A 16,988-nucleotide genomic window follows, 5' to 3' on the forward strand; every position below is an offset into this window, starting at 1 on the left:
GATTTGTGGAGGGCATTGATGGACATGGGGTGTTCAAACGTGTCCTGGGGTGGTGCGCGCGGGCGCATGGACAGGGCTCGGCACGTGCAGCGTCCATACCACGTCGCAAGGGCCGAGCATGCCTGCGGCGGCTTCGCCTGTGGAGGCAAATATGGTCGTGCCGGCGGGTACGACGGTACGTATGACCTGATTGGAAAAATTCGACAGCAGCCGCAAGGCGGAGCCGTCGCCCAGGCGCCAGTCCACTCGCAGGCAGTCGGCACCGAACACATGGAAGCGCCCGGAATAGGCGTTCATTCCCGCCAGGCGGGGTACGATGAATTCCTTCCTCAATTCCAGCAGGGTGCGGTAATAATCCAGCCAATCCGCGTGCGGTTCATTCTGGATGCAGTTCCAGTCGAGTTTCGACCTGTGAAAAGTCTCGATGGCATTGGGGTCGGGTATCGAAGCCTGCGTTTCCGGCTGGGCAAAGCGCGTGAACCTGGCGAACTCGCGCCGCCGGCCTTGCGTTACCGCTTCCCGCAATTCGTCGCCAAAATCGCAGAAGAACAGGAAGGGGGAAGGGGCGGCGAATTCCTCGCCCATGAACAGCATTGGTATGTCCGGGGCGAGCAGGTAGATGGCGGCCGCGGCACGGATGGCCGGGGCGCCACCAATCTGCGTGATGCGCTCGCCGAACGCGCGGTTCCCCACCTGGTCGTGACATTGCAGGAACGATATGAAGGCCCGCGGCGGCAGGTGAGCGCTGGGCTCGCCGCGTGGGGCGTCGCGATAGGTGGATAATTCTCCCTGATAGGCGAACCCCTCGGCCAGGCAACGCGCCAGTTGGCGAACCGGATCGGCGGCGTAGTCGACATAGTAGCCATCCTTTTCGTCGGTGGCGAGCACATGCAGCGTATGGTGGATGTCGTCGTTCCACTGCGCCGCGTACCGCCCCAGTTGCGGATTGCCCAAATAGCGCGCCTGGTTGGCGTCGTTTTCGAGAATCAGATGCGCATGACGCCCGGGATCAATTCCGGCGCGCACGCGGTCGGCCAGCTCGACCAGAAAATGAGGGCTGGAATTATCCAGGATTGCATGCACCGCATCCAGGCGCAGGCCGTCCAAGTGGTACTCATGGAGCCAGTAGAGCGCGTTGTGGATGAAAAACTCGCGCACCTCGCGACTGCCGCGGCCATCGAAATTGATCGCCGCGCCCCAGGGTGTGTGATGCCGTTCGGTGAAGAATGGGCTGGCGTAGAGGTGGAGATAATTCCCCTCCGGCCCGAAGTGGTTATAGACCACATCGAGCAGGACCATCAGGCCGCGCGTGTGCGCCGCCTGCACCAGGGCTTTGAGGTCATCGGGGCGCCCGTAGCGGCTGTCGGGGGCGTAGGGCAGGACACCGTCGTATCCCCAGTTGCGCGCGCCCGGAAAATCCGCCACGGGCATGAGTTCGATGGCGGTGATGCCTAGTTCGACGAGGTAATCCAGCCGCTGCATCACGCCGTTGAAAGTTCCCTCGGGCGAGAACGTGCCGACATGTAATTCATAAATGACCGCCTCTTCCCACGGGCGTCCACGCCATGCCCCGTCTTGCCAGGCGAAGGCAGCGGGATCGATCACTTCGCTTGCCCCATGCACATCGTCGGGATTGAAGCGCGAGGCGGGATCCGGGACCCTGATTTTTCCGTTTGTGTTCCCTTTTGCCTTCCCTGCCTTCGCATTTTCCTGGCGGTTTATCTCGAATCTGTAGCGCGTTCCGGCCGCGGCATAGGGCACGGTCAATTCAAACCATCCGTCGCCTTGCGGGTCCATCGCCAGCACCTGCTCCCCATCCGCTTCGCCTTCCGGGATGCACAGGCCGACCTGCGGGCAATCGGGCGCCCAAAGGCGGAAACAGACTCCCCGGCCTGTATCTTTTTCCAGAACTTGTGTCCCAAAGGGCATGTGATGTGTCCGGGTCGTCATGCGCCCTTCTATCTTTTTGGCCGCATCAGCCGGATCAGCTGCCGCATGGGAATGTCCACGGTGGCCAATTGTTGCGCAAGCGCATGGCTCGCTGCGGCAACCGTCTTTTCGACCAGGAACAGTGTAACCAGTGTTTCCACTGTCGCCGGGCTGGAAGGAAACAAAGGGTGTTCCTTCATCGCACGACGGTAGCTCTTGAAGAAAGCGTCAGTTGCGAGCGCCTGCCAATTATCCGTCTGCTCTCGCAGCGCGGGGCCTGCATCCGGATATTCCGCCGTCACGTGCGCGAGCGCGGCTGCAGCCGCTTCCGAAAACGAAAAGAGCATTCCGGCAACATCGCGCAGCGGGGTATGCTTCCAGCGGCGTTCCCGCCAAGCGCGTTCCAGCCCGCCGCCGTAGTTGGTGATCAGAAAATCATTGTTAGACAGCCATACCTGGCGCAAATTGTAGTCGCCGTGGCAGCGCGCCTTCATCGCATCCATGTCGGCCACAGCGGCGCGCGTCATGCGCCGGTAGAACCGTGGGCGGGCCGCAAGGAGGTCTTGGGCGGCCGCTCGCGCCGCCTCCGGCAGTCGCGGCAATTCCGCTTGCAGCAACGTGTACATCAGATCCATCTGTGCACGCATGTTGCTCACCCACTCAGCGATGTCACCTGGAGTGACGGGTTCCATCCCGAACGCCCCGGCCGGGTCCGGCCTCGCGAGCGCCTGATGAAACTCGGCCGTGCGCAGTCCCAAGGTTTTTGCAAGTGCCGTGTAGACGGCATGGCGCGCGTCGATGGGGCGCATTTGGCGTGTGCGGCAGTCGTCCAGGTACCGCGCGAGGTAGTCCTGGGCATGGGCCCAGGCGCTGCCCTGGTTCTCGGCATAACGCTCGAGAATGGCGAGGGTCGAGCACTCGCCCTCGGCGTTAACATACTCGACCGTGCCAGCCAGTTGCGCGATGTGGGTGAAGTTTGTCTTCTCGGTCAGGAATCGCGACATTTCCAGCTCGGGATGCACACCGGCGAGCAGCCAGCGGTAACCCTTCAATATCAGCCGATCGCCCATATTCACCAGCAGGCGGCCGCGTTCGGACACCGTTCTGGTCACGTTCATTGCGTTCCCTTCCCGGAAAATCCCGGGAAACGCGCTGGTCCCATGGAAGCGCACCTGTCCCCGCTCGAACGCAAGCGACAAACCCGCCTCCATATTGGAGATCACGGCTTGGCAGAAAGCGTCATCCCAGAATGCGTCAAACAGCACGCCCAAACGGGCACGACGCCGTACCTTGGCCAAGGTAGCAGGCAGCAGGGTAGTCAGGCGGCTCTCTCCTTCGTCCTCCCACGCCAGCGCCAGCGGCATGGCGTAGCGATATTTCTCGCCGTTGGCGAGCGTCAGGATGACAATGGCCAGAAGCCAGCCGCCCCGCTCGATCACCCATTCATGCGTTTCGCCCAGCTCGAATTTTTCCACGTCTGTCCTGTTCGCGAACCATGGCTGAGAGCGAAAGAAGCCCGGCAGAATTTCACGCTCAAGCTGCGTCCGCGCCCGTTCGGCCATGAGCTGGTTCCTCGGCCCGTTTTCCGCGTGGTCCCCCGCCAGGGTGCCCCATCCGCTATCCACCAGTACCAGCACGGCGAGATCCGGCAACACCTGGCGCTCCTCGTGCCATGCTGGCGCCATCACGTCGGTGGCGAGGCGAAAGGCGTAGAAGCCGTGGCCGCTCAGGGTGAGCTGGTACGGCAGGACGTCGATGGGGGGAAATGCACTACGCCCCATCAATTCAGCCGGCACCCGGCCTTTGTACTGGCTCAAATCCAGTTCCACCGCCTGAGGCACCCGCGCGAGGTTGGCCACGCACAGAATGGTTTCGCCCTCGTATTCGCGTAGATAGGCGAGGATCTTGCGATTGCCGGGGCGCAGAAAACGCAGCGTACCGCGTCCAAAGGTGCGATGAGCCTTACGAATGGCTATGACACGTTTTGTCCAGTTGAGCAGTGAATATGCGTTGCGGCGCTGTCTTTCCACATTCACAGCGGCGAAACCGTAGACCGGATCGGCAATAGGCGGCAGAAACAGCTGCTCGGGATCGGCCGTGGAAAATCCGCCGTTGGCTCCACCCAGCCATTGCATGGGAGTGCGCACGCCGTTGCGGTCGCCCAGCTGAAGGTCATCGCCCATGCCGATCTCGTCGCCATAATAGACAATGGGCGAACCCGGCATGGACATGAGCAGGAGGTTCATCAACTCTATGCGGTGCCGGTCATTTTCAAGCAGGGGAGAAAGCCGGCGGCGGATGCCGAGGTGGAGGCGCGCCTGGGGGTCGACCGCATAGGTCTGATGCAGGTAATCCCGCTCGCGGTCGGTGACCATCTCGAGGGTAAGCTCGTCATGGTTGCGAAGAAATACCGCCCACTGGCAGTTCTCCGGTATGTCCGGGGTCTGCTCCATGATCTCCACGATCGGATGGCGATCCTCCCGGGCGATGGCCATGTACATCCGCGGCATCAGCGGAAAGTGAAAGGCCATATGGCATTCGTCGCCGTCGCCAAAATATTCGCGCACATCCTCCGGCCACTGATTGGCTTCCGCCAGTAACATGCGGTCGGGGTAGTGCGCATCCAGTTCAGCCCGCATGCGCCTGATCACCGCGTGGGTCTCCGGCAGGTTCTCGCAGTTGGTGCCTTCGCGCTCGCACAGGTACGGCATCGCATCCAGCCGCATGCCGTCCACGCCTGCGTCGAGCCAGAAGCGCATCACATGCATGATGGCGTTAAAGACGTGGGGGTTGTCGAAATTCAGGTCCGGTTGGTGGTAAAAAAAGCGGTGCCAATAATAGGCTTGCGCTTCCTCGTCCCACTGCCAGTTGGAACCCTCTGTATCGGTGAAGATGCTGCGTGCGCCGCTGTATTTGGTGTTGTCGCCGCTCCAGACGTAGTAGTCGCGTTTGGCGGAGCCCGACGGGGCACGCCGCGCGGCCTGAAACCAGGGATGCTGGTCCGAGGTGTGGTTGATTACCAGTTCGGTGATCACGCGGAGCCCCCGACGATGGGCCTCGTTGATGAAGCGGTGGAAGTCCGCCATGTCACCGACATCCGGGTGCACGTTGTGGTAATCGGAGATGTCGTAGCCGTCGTCGCGCCCCGGCGACGGATAGAAAGGCAGGAGCCAGAGCGCAGTCACGCCCAGCTCCTGCAGATAGTCGAGCTTGGAGATCAAGCCGGTAAAATCGCCAATGCCATCACCGTTGCTGTCGAAGAAGGTCTTGACATGCAGCTGGTATATGACGGCATCCTTGTACCAAAGGGGATCTTCTTCTCGTTCCATAATTTATTGTTGCAATCACGTTGCGCGGTGTGGCGCGCCGGAGTGGTAACCTCCGACCCACTCAAGCCTCAAGCCCGATCTGCACCACATCCATAAGGGTCCAGCTTCCAACAAATGTAACGCAAGGTCTGTACCATATCGTACAAAGCGTCCCGGGGGCGTCAATTGCCTGCCCGGCATCCATGCGTCGGGATGAAGCATTGGTGGAAGTGGCAGGACGCGCGATGCCTCGAGTTCAATGTATGCCGGCGCACTGACTATATGCGTCCAACGGCGCATCATGCAAGCCGTGCTCGTCCATTATTTTATGGAGAATCTGCTGTCGTCTTAAGTCCGGCTTAAGTCGGACTAATAAGTCGGACTAATAAGTCGGACTAATAAGTCGGACTAATAAGTCGGACTAATAAGTCGGACTAATAAGTCGGATTGATAGGTCGGCTTAATTCTTGACGCCACTAGCTGCCCTGCGTGGCTATTTCCTTTCTTCTCCAGTTGCCGATGTTTTATCGAATAAACCCATCCGCGACACTGGCCCAGTTGTCACTGGTTTTGTCGCTTGCAATCGCCATATCTCCGGATGTCCTTGGCGCCGGTGGCGGTGAGCGCGCCGCCGGAGAGGCGTCGGCCACCGCACCATCTGTCACGCCTGCACAAGCAAAACGCACGCTGGCGATTCTCCAGGACGAAAAGAAGCGGGTTGAGCTCGAAGAAACGCTCGCCGCGATCGCGCAAGCTACGGCTGGCCCGACGGTTGGCGCGACGGCTGACCCCAGGGCTGAATCCACGCTGCCGGCGCCGGCTGTAGCGCCCACCGAAGAGCAGGCATTGCCAATTGAGCTGACCAAGAATGGTCTGGTTGCGCAGGTGTTCGACCTGATCGGGAAGCGGCTGAATGCGATAGGCGATCAACTGCGCTTGACCGGACGCATGTTTCTGCAAGTAAAAACAGTGGGTGAATGGTGGCGGTATAACCTGGGCGTGCCGGAACGCCGCGCGGTTGTGCTGGATGCGCTGTGGCAGGTCATCGTCACGCTCGCAGGGGCATTGCTTGCCGAATGGCTGCTGCGCGGCGCGCTGGGACGGCCGCGCAAGCTGATCGAGGAGCGCGCCGCGGCGCGGAAGACGGCCATCGACCAGAAAAAAACGGACGCCGCTCATTCCACATCGGCGGAACGACGCCATCGCGCTGAACCCGTCTCCCAGGCACGCGCCGCTGACCGGCATTGGAGCCTGTTGCGCCGCCTGCCTTACGCGCTCACCCACTGGGTCCTGGGGCTCATTCCGCTGGTGGTCTTTTTCGTGGTGGCAATTGTGCTCCTGAACGCGGCTGGCGGACGCGCCGAGCCTTTTTACGGTCCGACTCTTCTGGCTGTCAGCGCTTACGCAACAACGCGCTTTGTGCTAAGCGTGATCCAGCTCATGGCTTCGCCGCTTGGCCAAGGGCTGCGCCTGATGCACATCAGTGACGGCACAGCGATTTTCCTGAACCGCTGGCTGCGATGGATTGTGATTGTCGCCGTGTTCGGCACCGCCATTGCCGACATTTCCCTGGAAACAGGCGCGACAAGAAATACGCATGACACGCTGACCAAGCTGGTTGCGCTGGCCGTGCACGTAATACTGTTGGTCATGGTTTTTCACAGCCGGGAAGCAACTGCGGCCGCCATACGCGGGACGGCCGCGGACAGCCCGGAACTGTTCGGTTGGCGCAGCATGCTCGCCGACAGCTGGCTTTTTGTCGCGACGTTCCTCATCGTCGCCGCCTGGCTGCTGTGGTCCGCCGGAACTGAAAACGGATTCCAGCACGTACTGCATGTGTTCGGCTGGTCGGCGGCCGTCATCGTTGGAGCCAGCCTGGTGTCGATCTTCGTTCTGGGGGCGATCGATCGCGCATTCATCAGCAACCACGAGAACAAACAGCAGCAGTTCGGGCAGGCGCGTCGCGCGGATGACCCCGGGTCTGAGGCGGCGGCACCGAAAAGCACATATCACATGCTGGTATACCGCGCAGTCTCGTCAATAATCGGCCTCGTCGCCTTTATCCTGCTGTTGCAGGTATGGGGCGTGGATACACACGCCTGGTTCGGAGAGGGATCGGTAGGCCGCCGCCTAGCCTCGGCGCTTGCCACCATCGCGGTGACGTGCATGCTGGCGCTGGTGGCGTGGAAAGCGTTGAACAAGGCAATATGCAGCCGCGTCGACCAGTGGTCGGAGGAGGGCGACATCGCCCGCGCCGCGCGCTTGCGCACGCTGGTACCCATGTTGCGCGCCTGCCTGTTCTTCGCCATTGCAACGGTCGTAGTGCTGGCCGCGCTGCACCAGTTGGGCATCAATATCGGGCCCTTGCTCGCCGGAGCCAGCATCCTTGGCGTAGCGTTGGGCTTTGGCTCCCAAAAGCTGGTGCAGGACTTTATCACTGGGATTTTCCTGCTGATGGAAAATGCCATCCAGGTGGGCGATTTCATAACCGTCGCAGATGTTTCGGGATCGGTGGAATATCTGTCCGTGAGGACGGTGCGGCTACGCGCGCCGGATGGCTCGCTTCACGTGGTGCCGTTCAGTTCCGTTTCAACCGTGACCAACACGAATCGCGGCCTCGGCAATGCCGCCGTCCGGGTCAGCGTGAAGGCGGACTCGGACGTGGAGGAGGTGTTTGCTGCCATCCGCGCGGTGGGCAAGGAAATGCGCGCCGATCCGCAACTGAAGGAGCTGATCCTGGCGGACCTGGAAATTTGGGGCGTGGATCAGGTCGATGGCGCGATGATTACCATCCTCGGGCAGATACGCACTGTGGACAGGGGGCGGTGGCCGGTGCAGCGCGCCTTCAACTGGCGGATTCTGGAGCGCTTCCGCGAACTGAACATCCAGTTCGTGAACCCGCAGGAACGTCGGCTCGTGACCCAGCCTGGCCCTTCTGCTTCCGCCGCCCAGACCCAGCTGCAGCTGCAGCCACAACTGCAGCCGCAGCCGGACCGCAGGCAGGAGATTGTCCTTCCGCCGGATCGGGAAGCAACCATGCGTTAGAAGTTCGCTGCCGTGCCTGCATGCATACACACCCGTGGGCGGCCTGACAAAAACCCCTTTGCAAGGAGACCACCATGAAACAATCATCAGGACAAACAGCCGCTTCAGACGCGGCTCCGCAGAGCCTGCTGGCGCGCGCCGTGACTTCAGGAACGATTGGCGGGCTGGCGGCCGCCGCAGCCGCTTCGTTGGCAGGAAAGCGCGAAGACGGTTCTTATGCCGCGCCTCTCAACGCCACCAGCCACATCATCTGGGGCGACGAGGCCGCGCGTCAGGACCAGCCATCGCTAAAATACACACTTACCGGATTTTTGCTGAATCATGCCTCGGCGATATTCTGGGCGTTATTTTACGAGAAGCTGCTGGGCAAGGGCGAAAAGCGCCAGAGCTGGCATCATCCGGAAAACTGGAACGAAAGCGCCCGCCCGCAGCAGGCAACACCGGCGCGGACCGAAGCAGCTATTCTAAAGCCGATACTGGACTCGGCGGCAGTGACGGCTGGTGCCTACCTTATCGATTATCACCTGATTCCCCAGCGTTTCACGCCCGGCTTCGAAAAGCGCCTTTCCGGAAAATCGCTGGCGGCGGTGTTTGTTGCGCTGGCCACCGGCCTTGCCGCGCGCGACATGATGCAGGCGGCGAAGGCGCGGCGCGATCAAGCATAGCCGGATCCGCTGCCAAAGAGCGGACGGGCGAACCGGGGCGGAATGATTCCTACCCACGTTGCCCAATCAGGCTCAGCCGCGTTATTTTTTCAGATCCCGCGCCAGGCGTAGGCCTGCGAACTGCCAGCAGGTGCTGGCCGGAAAAAAGTTGCGGAAGCTGGCGCGAATGCGCTCCCGTGGAATGGCGCAGGAGCCGCCGCGCAGCACATACTGGTTGACCATGGAGCGGCTGTTGTACTCGCCTACCGCTTCATCCCAAACCACCGACATCGGTTCGTTTTCGTTGGGCTTGGCCGGGTTGTAGCCCGGATAGGGCGAATAACTCGACTGCGTCCATTCCCAGGCATCTCCATACAGCTGATCAAGTAGCGCGCCTGAATTGGCTGGATCGAGACGGGCGGGGCAAGGGTGGAAACGATTATTGTCCGCGAAGCATCCATCTATTTCCTGCTGGGACGCGGCATGCTCCCATTCGGCTTCGCTCGGCAGGCGCGCGCTGGCCCAGCGTGCATAGGCGTCGGCTTCGAACAAGGAAACATGGATGACGGGGAGGTTCCGAACCAGCGGCATGAGCCCACCAAGGGTGAACTCCTGCCATTCGTCGCCCTGGCGTCGCCAGTAGAGCGGGTGCCGCTGCCCGTTCTCCTTTATCCAGTCCCATCCCTCCGAAAGCCAGCAGCTGGGGTCATCATAACCGCCCGCATTCATGAATTCGAGATACTCACCATTTGTGATGAGGCGTGAAGCAAGCTGATAGGGCTCAAGGTACTGCCGGTGGCGCGGCGATTCATTATCGTAGCTGAATCCGTTGCCATCGGAGCCGATCTCCACCAGACCGCCCGCGAAGTCGCGCCACTGCAGCGGAGGGGGAGCGGGGGGAGGGGAAGCCTGGACCGCTGACCACGCCGGTCCCCCTTGCGCGTAGCGCGGATTGAGCGGACTCTGGGAGAGAAGATGCTTGACATCGGCCAGAATAAGCTCCTGATGCTGCTGCTCGTGGTTCATCCCCAGGATGGTGAGCATGCGCAGCATTTCTTCCCGCGTTTTATTCCTCGCATCGCCGTCGGCGACATTTTGCGGCCGCTTCAACACCTGCTGCATCCGGTCATCGACATTGCGGCAGTAATCGCGTGTCTCCCCTAGGGATGGTCGGGTGAACAGGCCGCGCTTGGGGTCGGGATGGGTCTGGCCCGACTTGTTGTATGAGCTGAACATGGTGCCGAAAGCCGGGTGATATGGCTTGAACGGCTTTTCATAATGCTGCAGCACAAAGGTTTCGAAGAACCATGCCACATGGCCGAGGTGCCACTTGACGGGACTGGTTTCCGGCATCGATTGTACGCAGCAATCCTCATCGATCAATGGCTCGATCAGCGCGAGCGTTCGGCTTCGGATCGCGGAATATTTGTCGAACAGCGAAGAGGAGTCCACTGACGAGGAGGAAATGGAAGAAGAGGGCAACGAAGAAGAGATCATGGTGCGCTTCCCCTAAGATTGAATGCTCCAGGTAAAAACACGGCCGACGCTTCAGGTGAAAACTTGCAGCTCCGCTGCTCTCGCCCGTGAGGGCGGTGCGCGGTGAGGCGCGGCTCGACAATGCGGCTCGAGACGGAGCTGACGGAACGGCAGCGGCTAGGCAACTGCGCAACTGCTATAGCAGCCAAATCTCCTGCACCCGTATCACCAGCGTTTCCTGGCTGAAGCGCCGCTCCAGCTCCTCGCGAAAGCGGCTCCACCAGTCTTCGTCCAGATCCTCCACCATGACTTCATACACGATGATGTCATCATGTACGGTGCCGCCATCCTTCTCCTGCCACAGGCCGCGCGCTGGAGTGCGGGTGTAGGCGGTTAGTCCACCAAACTGGCTGACAAGTTCGCCCCGAACCTGTTCGAATAGCGCATTCGGGAACCTTTCGCCGCTGTTGCTCCACAGCGGCAGCAAAAGCTGGGTCATGTACATGATAATTCCAGGGCAGGGATAGCAAGGATAGGGGGCCAGGCGACCGAAGGCGTAACTCGTGTGCCCGGCCGCGGCTTTTTCCTCTTTATTTGCAGGGGATCACCATCGTTTAATAGCATATTTCAGGCCAGAATTCGAACTTTTTTCTCGAAATCACGCCAAAATCATACAACGGGGCAGCATGAGCCACCCACGGCAAAAGCCGTAAACACAGGAGTCTGCGTGATCAAACCGGCGTGCCTCATCCTTTCCATGATCGGACTGGTCTCCGCTGGTCCTTTGTGGGCCGATGGGCATGGGGGTGACGGTGGGCATCATGGTGGCCACGATGGAGGCGGGCATCATCATCACGATGGGCATCACCACCACGGTGGTCATCATCACCATACCAGCGTGGGCCTTTATTACGGTATAGGGGGCTACTATCCAGGATATGGCTACGGCTGGGGCGGAGGCTCCGGCTGGGGTGGATACGGTTTCGGCCTGGGGTATGGCTTCGGCCCGGGGTATTACGGTGGTTGGGGCCCGGGGTATTACGGTGGTTGGGGATACCCGGGCTATTACGGTGGTTGGGGATACCCGGGTTATTACGGGGGATATGGAGGATATGGAGGCTACGGTTACGGCGCCCCGTATGGGTATCCACCCGCGGTTTATATTCAACGGCAGGAAGCACCGCGTCAGCAGAAACCTGCCAATTATTGGTACTATTGCCGGAATCCGGAAGGGTACTACCCCTACGTGAAGCAATGCTCTGAAGGCTGGATCCCGGTCCCTCCCCAGCCTGCAGATCAATAAATCAAGGGAAAACAATGCCAGTTGTTCGTAACGCAGTTTTTCATCGTGGAGCGCCTGTTTTGCTGGTCCTGCTGCTCGCCTCCTGCGCGACCATACCCAGCGGTCCGAGCATCATGGCGCTGCCTGGTTCGGGTAAATCCTTCGACCAGTTCCGTGCGGACGATGCCTCCTGCCAGCAGTATGCCACCGAACAAATAAAGACCACGCCAAACCGGGCCTCCATGCGAAGCGGGGTGGGAACGGCCGCCCTCGGCACCGCGGTGGGCGCAGCGGCGGGCGCATTAATGGGCGGGGCAAGCGGCGCAGCGATCGGGGCCGGTAGCGGCCTGCTGGGGGGTACACTGATCGGATCGGGCACGGCCAGGGGCTCGGGGAGTATGGAGCAGCAGCGCTACGACATCGGTTATACCCAGTGCATGTATGGTAAAGGCCATCGCGTTCCCGTTTCCGGCCAGATAATGGATAACGGGATGAACCGCGGATACGGCGGATACGACTTCCAGACTCAGCAGCCGTCATCCGGTTCCATGCCGCCGCCACCCCCGCCCGGGAATCCGCCGCCACCGCCCCCTCAGTAAGGGCTTCGGGATGCTTGGGAGCCGAGTAAAAGAACAGGGAAATATAGGGTTAAATATAGGGTTTTCTGCGTAGACGGCAAAAAGCAGGATCCGACATTCAGCAGTATTGGGTGGTATGTACGCCCCGTTCCGAGATCGCGTCGCGCTCGCGCCATGACGTTCTTGCACTCTTTGCACTCCACACTCGAGTCGGGGATGGTGCGCAAACCGGCATTGTGCTGCCTTGGACCCTGAGGAACGAGTGCTCTAGGATTTGCGCGGCGACTTCAGCCCGTGGATCATCTTGTCGAGCTGCAGGCGCGTTTTTTTTACTGCTTGCTCCTCTCGCTTGATTAATTCTTTTTGCACCATCGCTGCGAAGGCGACCAGGTCTTGCCGCGGGTACTCGTCCTGCACGCCACACTCGTGAAAGAAATCCGCGACCCACCGTGCGCTGGGCTCGATGTTTCCATGTTCCCGCACATACTCGTCCGCAGCCATTCTTACGTACTCTGAAAGTTTGGGCATGTTGCCTTCCTCTACTTGCTTATGTCTACTCTAGCGTCTTTGGTTGAATTTTCATCTGTTATGCTTGTCAACTATTGCCTTGCATTCTTATTCTGAACTGTCCGGAAAATAAATGAGCCAGAGCAATCTACAGCCTAGCACCAGCACGAACCTCGTCGACCTGGGTGATGTGAAATTCGACAACCGGTTTGTCCGAGGGTTGCCGGGAGATCCCGAGACGGGCAATGGTTCCCGGCAGGTCAGCAATGCCTGCTATACACACGTCGAACCCACGCCGGTGAAAGCACCGAGGCTGCTGGCCTGGGCCGACCCCGTCGGTGAAATGCTCGGCATCGCGCGTCCGAATTGTTCCACTGGCCTGGAGGCCCAGGTGCTCGCCGGCAACGGCATCCTGCCCGGCATGCAGCCCTACGCCGCGCGTTACGGCGGGCATCAGTTCGGCCAATGGGCGGGCCAGCTCGGCGATGGGCGGGCGATTACCCTGGGGGAAGTGCTATGCCCGGACGGCATTCACCGCGAGTTGCAGCTCAAGGGCGCGGGCAGAACACCGTACTCGCGTACCGCAGACGGCCGCGCGGTATTGCGCTCGTCGGTTCGGGAATTTCTCTGCAGCGAAGCCATGCATTACCTAGGCGTGCCGACGACACGGGCGTTGAGTCTCGTCGCCACCGGGGAGGCGGTGGTGCGTGACATGTTTTATAACGGCAATCCGCAGGCCGAGCCGGGCGCAGTCGTCTGCCGGGTGGCCCCTTCGTTCGTGCGTTTCGGGAACTTCGAGATATTTGCCGCTCACGGCGAGCTGGAATTGCTCAAGAGACTCGCCGATCACGTGATTTCCGAGCACTTTGCCGAGTTGCGCCTTCCTCGGGCTATGGCGGATTCCATTGTTCCATCGCCGTCGTTAGATCGGGCAACATATGCGCGATGGTTCGAGGAAATCTGCCGCCGCACCGGCGTACTGATCGCGCACTGGATGCGGGTCGGCTTTGTCCATGGCGTGATGAACACCGACAACATGTCGATCCTGGGGCTGACCATCGACTACGGACCCTATGGCTGGCTCGAGGGATTCGACCTGCATTGGACCCCTAATACCACGGACGCGCACGGACGCCGTTATTGCTTTGGCAACCAGCCGCGGATTGCGCAGTGGAATCTTATCCGGCTTGCGAACGCGCTCGCGCCGCTCATCGCTGATGAGGCGGCACTGGAGCATGGGCTGACGGTTTTTGCCACAACGTACGAGCAAACCTGGCGCAGCATGCTTGGGGATAAGCTGGGGCTGGTTGCGCTGGGACACGAGGGCGATGAAGCCTTGCTGGCGGACTTGTTCGAATTGCTGCAGCAGGTGGAAACGGACATGACGCTTTTCTTCCGTGGGCTGATGAACATTCCTGTGGACGGCGCATTTGAAACGATTGACAGGGCAGGCGGCGAAGCCGCCCTGGCGGGCATGCTGCGGGGCGCGTTCTATGATGAGGCGCAGGCTCTTGCGCCCGAGCACCGAGCCCGGCTCGGCTCCTGGCTGCGCCGATACGTCGCCCGGACCCGCCTGGATGGACAGGGTGTGCTGGATGGGCGGGTCGCGGTGTCAACGAGCGCGCGTTACGAACGCATGCGGCTTGCCAATCCCAAATATGTGCTGCGCAACTACCTGGCGCAGCAGGCGATCGAGGCGCTGGAGCGGGATGACGCCACCGTGATCGAGCGGCTCATGGACGTATTGCGAAACCCGTACGACGAACAGCCCGAGCATGATGAACTCGCGAACCGGCGGCCCGAGTGGGCGCGCAATAAGGCCGGTTGCTCAGCGCTGTCCTGCAGTTCGTAATACTTCCCGGATAATGAGCCAAAGCAGGATACCGGCTGGCCCGCTGTTGGGCGGACTTTTGGAGCGGAATGCCGGCGGCGAAATATCGAGGCGGATTTTCGGGGTGGTGCCGGTTGAAGCGTGAAATCCCGGCGGCTCCCGCGCCGTAACAAGGCTGGAGCTGCCGGAACAAGGGGTTTAAAGCGTCTTGAGGTATTCGAGCAAGGCTTTCTTCTCCTCGGCTGAGAGGGTGGTACCGAACTCATGCCCGCAGCGGCTGTTGCCGGAATTGCGGTCGCTGCAATCCGTGGTCTCCAGGGTATAGTCAAACTTGCTCTGCTGGACGGCGAGGCCCACGTTAACCAGATCGTAGGCGGGGCCGACCTTGAAGGAACGAACACGTTCGGCTGCCGGCTTCAGCAACTCTGCCAGGGTCGGCACCGAGCCGTTGTGCAGATAGGGCGCCGCCGCCCAGATACCTTCAAGCACGCGCGCTTCGTAGGCATACGAAGGTGCTCCCTTCACCACGGCTGCTGGCGCGCGGAAAGCGCCTTTAAGCGATGCCGTTTCGGGAGGAAAGGCTGACGATGCCTCCGCTTGCGCGCCCAGTTGCCCGACTTTTTTCTGTGCCTGAGCGTCATCCGCTTTCAGCAGTATCGGCACGTAATGCTGAAGAATGGAGCCGATCACCGATGTTCCCAGCACGTTGAAAGCAGTATCGACCGGTTTGAGCGGCTCGGCAAGGAACGGTATCTTCGCGCCTTCGAGCACGCCCGTCTTGACGGTCCAGCTTAGCACGCTGTATTCACGCGAGTCGGTGCCGACGTCCTGGATGGGTGTAGCCCAGGTCTTCTGGTCGGGGAAACGGGTCTCGCCGGGCTGGATTCCGTGACAATCGGCGCAACCGCCCTGTTCGGTCTTGCGTGCAAAAATCGCCTTGCCCTTGGTGGCGAGGGCCTGGTCTATTTTCCATGGCCACTTGGGCGCCCCAATTTTGCGGACAAGATCTTCCAGCGCATTCAGTCCCTGGAAATTGGCGGAGTTCTGATGCAGGTAATCGATCCCCAGCAGCCGCCAGGAATCTTTTTTCGGATGAAACACGCCGAATACCCCATAAACCTCCCCGAGATTGCGCGCCAAGCCTAAAATATTATTGCCATTATCGGCGAAGCCGGGCCATTGGGTCTTGTCCTGGATCGGAGCGTTCCAGAGGAAGGGGTAGCGGACCGGAGCGGTGGCGGGTTTGATATTCTCCGGGATCATGTAGGTGGGCGGCGGCCCGATATCGAGGCCGGTGAGACGGTTGAAAATCATGGATACGGCATCCAGCCGCGCCGGCCCCCAAGGCTGAGCCGGCAGGGCGCCTTTCATCAGGGTATGATAGGGCAGGTGCCAAGCCTGCACCGCTTTGCGCAACTTCGCTTTTTCCTCCGCGCCTGGCGTCGGCCCCAACACAGCGCGGGCAAAATCGGCGAATGCCTGCTGATCTGTGAGCACGGTATTGACCGCCTTGTCCAGGTCGGCAAGGAAGCTCTGGAAATCGACGATGCCGGGACCGCCATCGATCCGGTAGGGAACGCCCTCGACCTCGATCTCGCGGGTATGGCAGGCGGAGCAATTCATGCCGATTTCCTGGCCATTGCTTCCGCTCGCAACGGTAAAGCCAACCGGCAGTCCGGCAGGACGGCTTTCCTCGTTGGGCAAATAGCCGTAGCGGCCAAGGCTATCGGCCATGAAAGGCTGGCCGCCCGGTTGTTTCAAGGCTGCGATCCAGCGCAGCGGCATGATGCGCGAACCCTGGTCGCGGCTGTAGAAATCTTTGCGTGCAGTGGCATTCCAGTTCGTTCCCTGATCAATGGCCTGTGGCGTGGCGGTGAACGCAGGCAGCGGCGCAAGCAGCGAGAGCACTGTGCTTCCGATCAAAAATGCGGATGCGGCTTTCATTTGTGTATCCCCTGTCGAGTTGGTCTTGAATATTTGATACAACTCTGGTTAACGACAGCTCAGCGGTAAAGTGAAGCGCAGATGAAAAGGGGCGCAGGTAAAAAGGCGTGGGGGAACAATGAAGAGGTAGGGATGATCTAGAATAAATAGGCAGCAACCGGAAGGTCCTCCGCAAAATGTGGATGGATAGCACCAGGCGAGATAAGAAGAGGTGAGGCGGCACCGGCCCATCTCAGTAGAAATGGATCGGATCGGGGAGGATCGCGGAGGATCAGGGAGGCGGAGGCTGGCTAAACGTTGCCGCGATGATGGACGTGGGGAATAAGTTGGTTGGAAATGCGAATCTGCCGCTTTTCCCTCACGGTGGCAGTATGTCCTGCAACCGCGGGGGACGGATATGCGCGACCGTCGGCCTCGAGTCCGGAATCCCTGGGTGAGATTTTC

11 protein-coding genes are annotated in these 16,988 nt (G+C 60.5%); 5 read left to right on the plus strand and 6 right to left on the minus strand.

The window, feature by feature from the left end:
• Window positions 1-33: 33 nt before the first annotated feature.
• Both treZ and treS read right to left on the minus strand, forming a co-directional pair.
• Window positions 34-1,929, minus strand: a complete 1,896-nt coding sequence (gene treZ / locus BM022_RS04760) for a malto-oligosyltrehalose trehalohydrolase (protein WP_091137319.1) — start codon at window positions 1,927-1,929, stop codon at window positions 34-36.
• A 29-nt stretch (window positions 1,930-1,958) separates the two neighbouring features.
• On the minus strand, window positions 1,959-5,258 hold the full coding sequence (gene treS, locus BM022_RS04765) for a maltose alpha-D-glucosyltransferase (protein WP_091137320.1): 3,300 nt from the start codon (window positions 5,256-5,258) through the stop codon (window positions 1,959-1,961).
• Window positions 5,259-5,726: 468 nt separating this feature from the next.
• Between treS and BM022_RS04770 the strand changes: the two genes are divergently transcribed.
• Window positions 5,727-8,282 (plus strand): mechanosensitive ion channel family protein, encoded by a 2,556-nt coding sequence (locus BM022_RS04770; protein ID WP_143079520.1) that lies wholly within the window; start codon window positions 5,727-5,729, stop codon window positions 8,280-8,282.
• 74 nt (window positions 8,283-8,356) lie between these two features.
• A complete protein-coding gene (locus BM022_RS04775) occupies window positions 8,357-8,947 on the plus strand; it encodes a hypothetical protein (protein WP_091137323.1) in 591 nt (196 codons plus the stop codon).
• 81 nt (window positions 8,948-9,028) lie between these two features.
• Here BM022_RS04775 and egtB read toward each other — a convergent pair whose 3' ends face one another.
• A complete protein-coding gene (egtB, locus tag BM022_RS04780) occupies window positions 9,029-10,423 on the minus strand; it encodes an ergothioneine biosynthesis protein EgtB (protein ID WP_091137325.1) in 1,395 nt (464 codons plus the stop codon).
• 175 nt (window positions 10,424-10,598) lie between these two features.
• A complete protein-coding gene (locus BM022_RS04785; RefSeq protein WP_091137326.1) occupies window positions 10,599-10,907 on the minus strand; it encodes a hypothetical protein in 309 nt (102 codons plus the stop codon).
• 433 nt (window positions 10,908-11,340) lie between these two features.
• Here BM022_RS04785 and BM022_RS15415 point away from each other — a divergent pair, with 433 nt between their 5' ends.
• Window positions 11,341-11,652 carry a hypothetical protein gene (locus tag BM022_RS15415; RefSeq protein WP_091137328.1) on the plus strand — a complete coding sequence of 104 codons (312 nt, stop codon included), beginning with the start codon at window positions 11,341-11,343 and terminating at the stop codon, window positions 11,650-11,652.
• Window positions 11,653-11,719: 67 nt separating this feature from the next.
• Window positions 11,720-12,283, plus strand: coding sequence for a glycine zipper family protein (locus BM022_RS04795; protein ID WP_091137329.1), 564 nt, complete (start codon window positions 11,720-11,722; stop codon window positions 12,281-12,283).
• Window positions 12,284-12,529: 246 nt separating this feature from the next.
• Here the strand turns inward: BM022_RS04795 and BM022_RS04800 are convergent, their stop codons facing one another.
• Window positions 12,530-12,790 carry a hypothetical protein gene (locus BM022_RS04800; RefSeq protein WP_091137331.1) on the minus strand — a complete coding sequence of 87 codons (261 nt, stop codon included), beginning with the start codon at window positions 12,788-12,790 and terminating at the stop codon, window positions 12,530-12,532.
• Window positions 12,791-12,902: 112 nt separating this feature from the next.
• Between BM022_RS04800 and BM022_RS04805 the strand changes: the two genes are divergently transcribed.
• Window positions 12,903-14,621, plus strand: a complete 1,719-nt coding sequence (locus BM022_RS04805; protein WP_177191624.1) for a protein adenylyltransferase SelO — start codon at window positions 12,903-12,905, stop codon at window positions 14,619-14,621.
• 177 nt (window positions 14,622-14,798) lie between these two features.
• On the opposite strand, the gene BM022_RS04810 is transcribed toward BM022_RS04805, so the two are convergent.
• Window positions 14,799-16,544: a di-heme-cytochrome C peroxidase gene (locus tag BM022_RS04810; protein WP_218146830.1), complete on the minus strand. Its 1,746-nt coding sequence runs from the start codon at window positions 16,542-16,544 to the stop codon at window positions 14,799-14,801.
• Window positions 16,545-16,988: the final 444 nt, after the last annotated feature.

Source organism: Nitrosospira sp. Nsp14 (assembly GCF_900113575.1).
In the GTDB taxonomy this organism is placed as follows: domain Bacteria; phylum Pseudomonadota; class Gammaproteobacteria; order Burkholderiales; family Nitrosomonadaceae; genus Nitrosospira.